This window comes from Niallia sp. NCCP-28 (genome assembly GCF_023168165.1).
Lineage (GTDB): Bacteria > Bacillota > Bacilli > Bacillales > Cytobacillaceae > Niallia.
In genome coordinates, this window is record NZ_BQYJ01000035.1 from 1 (window position 1) to 1,149 (window position 1,149).

The 1,149-nt window shown below is 31.8% G+C and carries 2 tRNA genes and 1 rRNA gene; all 3 read right to left on the reverse strand.

The window, feature by feature from the left end:
• Positions 1-661: 661 nt before the first annotated feature.
• The 3 genes from NCCP28_RS23435 to rrf all read right to left on the reverse strand — a co-directional run bounded on the left by NCCP28_RS23435 (position 662) and on the right by rrf (position 980).
• Positions 662-734: transfer RNA gene (locus NCCP28_RS23435), tRNA-Thr, on the reverse strand.
• Positions 735-771: 37 nt separating this feature from the next.
• Positions 772-846 (reverse strand) — tRNA-Asn (locus tag NCCP28_RS23440).
• A gap of 17 nt (positions 847-863) precedes the next feature.
• A 5S ribosomal RNA gene (gene rrf, locus NCCP28_RS23445) occupies positions 864-980 on the reverse strand.
• Between the last annotated feature and the right edge of the window lie 169 nt (positions 981-1,149).

Sequence of the window (1,149 nt, forward strand, 5' to 3'; positions counted from 1 at the left end):
TTTTTATCTCATTTGGTTGTTTCCCAACTGACAAGATTTATTATATAAAATAGAGAGAAAAAAGTAAAGTGAAAAATTAAAGTTTAAATTTTCAGATTTATATTAAGTTTTTACGAGTTTTGATAAGAACTAGACCGATTACTAGTAGTTAATACCACTTATTATTAGCAAAAAAACCTAATTTAATCAATATTCATTTTTAAAATTAAAAACATGTTCATCTCTAAAAAGAAAAATTAAATAGAAAGCACTAAAAAGCCTAAATAACATAGAGTTTTTTAGATTTTTTCTAGATTGTATAAAAAATTCCAACGGGAAATCTTTATAGATGAGCTAGAAAAGAAGGTTATTATTAAGAAACACAAGTCTTCAATAGCCCCCCTTTAAAGTAAGTACCATTCAAAATTAGCAACTTCATAAAATAAATAATTAGCCATATATTTATACATTTTAAAAGTCCTGAATAGTTTTACAATAAATGCACCCTCTAATATAGAATTCTCGAATAATCAAAAGAAAGTGTAAAACACTAGACAATCATCTAACAATAGCTTTGATAAGAGGATCGTCTAGAAAATTCAAAAAAAAACGAACTGAAATAAATCTATTCTTAAATACAATAAAAAGCACTTTATATTTTTATAAAGTGCTTTTTTATATAAGCTTCCAACCGGGCTCGAACCGGTGACCTCTTCCTTACCATGGAAGTGCTCTACCTGCTGAGCTATGGAAGCACTTTGCAAATAAATTAAATTTCTATAAATAAAAAAATGGCTCCGCAGGTAGGACTCGAACCTACGACCGTTCGGTTAACAGCCGAATGCTCTACCACTGAGCTACTGCGGAATAATTTTTAATAATACGCCTGGCGACGTCCTACTCTCACAGGGGGAGAGCCCCCAACTACCATCGGCGCTGAAAAGCTTAACTTCCGTGTTCGGTATGGGAACGGGTGTGACCTTTTCGCTATCGCCACCAGACTACTTAAGACACTTATTATTATAGTATCTTTCAGAGAAATTTTCAAGTGTTTTATTGAAAATTATTCCCTCAAAACTAGATTATGTGTAAGAAGAAAGAAACAAGTAATCATTTGTTTTGTCCAGCTGCAGAAGCCAAATCGTACGGCTGTTTCAATCACTCTTTCAA